The sequence below is a fragment of the Sodalinema sp. genome, assembly GCF_046483825.1.
Lineage (GTDB): Bacteria > Cyanobacteriota > Cyanobacteriia > Cyanobacteriales > Geitlerinemataceae > Sodalinema.
This window is the reverse complement of sequence record NZ_JAWOCL010000261.1, coordinates 1-4,391: the sequence shown is the minus strand read 5'-3', so window position 1 is coordinate 4,391 and position 4,391 is coordinate 1. Positions and strand designations below refer to the sequence as shown.

Here is a 4,391-nt window from a genome sequence, read left to right as displayed (position 1 = left end):
GTGATAATTAACCCCACCCCCGCCTCAGCAAACTCATTCACGAGGCGGGAGTTAATGCCATAGCCATCGCTCATGCGGCTGGGAATCGCATAATCGACATTTGCCCCCAAACGTCCCAAAGCCCGCAACAGCAGGGCGGTACTGGTCATACCATCGGCATCATAATCTCCACAGATGGCGATCGCCCGTTCCGTCTCAATCATCTCCACAATGAGATCGAGACTAATCGCTAAATCGGGGAAATCCTGAAGGGGTGGCGGCAGTTCCAGGCTGTCAGGTTCCAGGAAAATTCGAGCCGCCTCAGGACTCTCTAAGCCCCGTTCCATGAGGATTTGGGCAATGAGGGGAGAGACATTGAGAGACTCAGCCAGAGATTGGATCTCAGCTTCAGGGAGATCCGCCAGAATCCAGCGTTGGTTAGGGAGATTAGGACGCACGGAGATTGAGAACCAGTAGTAGCAAGGGCGTGTTTTCAGTGTCTGTCCTGGGGGCAGACTTTGGCAAGGGGCGAGGCTAGAATTGAGGGAACTTTAAGGACGTAACGGCGATGGAGAATAGCGTTGAGGCCCGAGTTGAGGCGATGAAAGCAGCGGGACGGGACACCCTGAATTTACATGGGTTAGGCTTGCAGGAGGTTCCCGAGGTGCTGTTGGAGTTCCCGGAGTTGGCGGGATTGAATCTTTCGGGGAATCGCCTCACAGAGATTCCTGAGTTTATTGGCGAATTCTCGAAGTTGCGTCTGTTGTACGCGGCTCGCAATCAAATTACAGCGATTCCTCCCTGTTTGAGCCGCCTTCCCCGATTCTCGGGGTTGGAGTTATCGAATAATCAGGTTCGTGAGATTCCTGGGTTTATGGCGCAGATGCAGAGTTTATCAATGTTGGAGTTAACGGGAAATCAGATTCGCGAGATTCCCGAGTTTATGGTGCATCTGCCGCGATTGTTCCGGCTGAATGTTGGGGAGAATCCGCTGGAATGTCCGCCGTTGCAGGTTTGCGAGCAGGGGCTGACGGCGATTCGGGAGTATTATGAGGTCCATCCTCGGTAAGTTCATTATCGTCGCGTTTAAACCGATGAGAGTCTTCTGTTTTCACCATAAACCTGAGGATCGATGGTCTACGTTTCGATGAGAGCGATCGCCTTGTGTCCTTTTAGTGCAAACTTAGTGATCTCGCCCTGGACACCGCCAAAGTCTATCCCCAGCATGGCGATCTTTGATTCCGTTATGGCTCATCCCCCGCTGCTACAACAAAGGGTTCTCTACCGCGCGTGACTAGGGCAATCAAGCGATCATGGGGATGCAGAATGCAGATTTGATCGTCCCCCAGTTGAAACACCACAAAATCACCGGGGAGATGGGTGGCATGACGAACTGGCCAGTGGGCAAAAGGGGTTTCCAGGGTGAACTCAAACTCCAACTGCCCAAGCTCGCGATTTCGTAGTCCGGCAATTCCTCGCCCTTGCAGGTAGCGAATATAAAAATCCCAGTCGCTGTCTTCAGCCAACTTTAGAATGGGCTGATCAAAAAATTGCCCACGGCGTATGAGTCTGCGATCCGGCGAGTGAGGTTCTTTAGGAATTGTTAACTGTTGAGTTTGAAAATCTGCGAGTGAAATTGATTTGATATTGCTACCCGTCAAATTGGACTGCATCGTCTGTACCCCATCTGAAGACTTAAAATAGAGCTGATATTGCCCTGGTAAATCTAGAGTATCTACGGGCACCCGCTCAAGCTGAGTCAACATACTGGTCTGACTTTGTGCCACATACCATGCCGCTAGTAACAGGTAACTAATGCCATGAATGACCAGCAGTGATTTGACAGTCTTCACGGTAGCTTCTGACTGCTTTCTTAAAGAAATCTGAAAAAACGGATATTCAATCAACAAGGTAACCAGAAACATAAAGATGGCAAAGATCCACTGCCAAATATGAATATTTTCTATGGTGAGAAAAGTGATTCCTGACTTAATGAAGACCGTAATCAGCATTCCTCCCCAAGCTGAGGTATAGTTAGCCAAGATTAAGGTTGAAACTGTTTGGAAGCGAGGCAATCGAAACCACTTTGCTAACAGTGACCCCTCGATGTATCCAATGATTAGGTTCCCCAAGAACAGGTGCATGTAGGTGGTGTGGACAAGTGGTGTCCATGAGTTGGCAAGGGCAGGTCGGGTCGTCAGGACAATTCCGATACCTAGTAAGAGTCCCCACCCTTGCCAATTTTTGTGGTTGCGATCGCGTTGCATCACGTCCTTGCCTCAACGAATAGTATGAGTTTATTGACATTTGTTATAGTGCATTCTGGATTCGGCTACAGCCCATTCCCAATCAAAATAAACGGCGCCCAGTAATAGGGATGAGCCAACGTCCCCCCCGGCACCAACCGTTGCCCAGTGGTACTGCTAACCAACTCCACCATCGCCTCGCGCCGTCCTCCCACCGCCACAAAGTCATTAGTAATCAAGGCCCGTTGAGCCGCCTGCAACGCCTCCGTCTTGCTCATTCCTAGAGCCAGACCATCATAAAATGCCGTCATCAACACCTGAGTTCCCTGGTCACTCACCGCCCACAGAGAGGCAATCACCGCCTTGGCCCCCCGCCGCTGGAACTGATAGCCCAGCCCCAGAATTTGCTCGCCATTATTATCAAAGCCTCCCAACCCCGTCTCACAGGCACTCAACACCACCAGATCAATGTGGGACAAGGACCAGCCGCCAATATCCCGCAGCGTCGGGGCATCGCCATTACCAAAGAGAATAAAAGAATCGCTTGGGTCACCGGGGACAAAGACCCCATGCGTGGCGAAATGGAGGATATTGGCACTGCCCAATTCCAGCAACACGGTATCCAGGTCAAAGGCTTCGTCAATCAGGGCAACCGTATCAGGCAACGCCGCCTCCAGCAGAGTCACCTCCTCCCCCGCATAGAGCAACCCGGGCAGAGTAAACGACCCGACAGAATGAACCGTCCCCACATCAGCAAACGCCCCCGCCAGGATACGGGGAGCCGCTTGGGGCGGGGTCGTCAACTCTTCTAGGGAGAGGGCGGTGATGTGGTTGATGCGGAACCGTTCCGTTAACCATTGCTCCCCATCGTGTAGGGCAGCCAGGGGAATGTAACGCAGGGCTGCATCAGGAGCATAGAGCAGAGTCGTCACCCCCGCCGCTGCTAGGTCAGCTTCGAGGGGTTCAATCAGCCAACGGTAGAGTTGCTGGGCTGGGGTTTGGGCATCGCTGTGGGGGTTTTCTAAGGCTTGGCGAAAGGCGATGATGGCGGCATTCAGCTCAGTCCGCCCCACAGCGACGGTGCGGCGCAGGGGTTCAGTGTCGGCGGTGGTAATCACCAGTTCTAGGCGGTCTTCTAGGATGAGGGGATAGATGAGGGCGGCATCCAGGTTGTCCAGATTGTTGCGCAGGGCTGAGAGTCCGTCTAGGTCAAGGGTTTGTCGCAACACCCGAGGGCTGAGGGCAGCGACTAGGGTTTGGATTTCGGGAGCCTCAGCAAAGCTGTTGAACTGTTGGGCCAGGTCTTGCTCCAGGCGCACTAGGTCTTGCAGGCGTCGGCGTTCTGTGGGGGTGAGGTCACCGCTGCGTTGTCGCTGAGTGAGCTGTGCCCGTTCTTGGCCCAGGTCAATGGCGCTGGATTGTAATTGGTTGTATTGGTCGAGGATGCTCTGCTCGGGCCGCAGATAGTCTATACCGCTAGCGGTGCGGGCATTACGTTGCACTTCTTGCAGGTAGTCGTCGAGTTCTTGGACTTTGAGCAGGTCGAGGACGCGCTGGGCTTCGAGGACGCGGTTTTGTTGGAGGAGGAGGTCGGCGAGGAAGCGGTAGCTGTCGGCGACGGTGTCGGTGAAGGATTGTTGCAGGTCCGTGTCGAGTCCGCGCAGGTCGCCGCGTATGGCTTCGCGGAGATCGACGCTGGCTTTAAGGAAGGTGATGGCGAGTTCGGGTTGGGCTTGGTCGTTGAGGAGTCTGCCGATGTTGCTGAGGAAGAGGGCTTCTGGGGTGCGCGCACCGAGTTCGTTGAACAGGGCGACGGCTTGACTGTATTGCTCTAGGGCGCGTTCGTACTGACCCAGGCTGTTGTAAGCATTGCCCAAATTGCCCAGGGCGTTACCTTCCCCTAAGCGATTGCTGATTTCGCGGGCGATCGCTAGGGCTTGTTCATGGAAGTCAATGGCGCGTTCGTACTGCTCCAGATCCAGGTAAGCATTGCCCAAATTGCCCAGGGTCAAACCTTCCTCAGCGCGATCGCCGATTTCGCCGAAGATCACTAGGGCCTGTTCATGGAAGTCAATAGCTCGTTCATACTGACCCAGTTTGCGGTAAGCATTACCCAAATTGCCTAGGGCGTTGCCTTCACCGGCGCGATCGCGTATATCGCGGAAG

At 53.8% G+C, this 4,391-nt stretch carries 4 protein-coding genes; 1 reads left to right on the top strand and 3 read right to left on the bottom strand.

Annotation, left to right across the window (positions count from 1 at the left end):
* On the bottom strand, nt 1-437 hold a 437-nt coding region (locus tag R6U67_RS16725; protein ID WP_410253607.1), incomplete at its 3' end, for a DHH family phosphoesterase.
* A gap of 110 nt (nt 438-547) precedes the next feature.
* On the opposite strand from R6U67_RS16725, the gene R6U67_RS16720 reads away from it, so the two are divergent.
* Complete coding sequence (locus R6U67_RS16720; RefSeq protein ID WP_410253606.1) at nt 548-1,048, top strand: leucine-rich repeat domain-containing protein; 501 nt, start codon at nt 548-550, stop codon at nt 1,046-1,048.
* Between the two features lie 175 nt (nt 1,049-1,223).
* Here R6U67_RS16720 and R6U67_RS16715 read toward each other — a convergent pair whose 3' ends face one another.
* Both R6U67_RS16715 and R6U67_RS16710 read right to left on the bottom strand, forming a co-directional pair.
* Nucleotides 1,224-2,246 carry a hypothetical protein gene (locus tag R6U67_RS16715; protein WP_410253605.1) on the bottom strand — a complete coding sequence of 341 codons (1,023 nt, stop codon included), beginning with the start codon at nt 2,244-2,246 and terminating at the stop codon, nt 1,224-1,226.
* Between the two features lie 65 nt (nt 2,247-2,311).
* Nucleotides 2,312-4,391 (bottom strand): CHAT domain-containing protein (locus R6U67_RS16710; protein ID WP_410253604.1); only part of this gene is annotated, 2,080 nt, incomplete at its 5' end.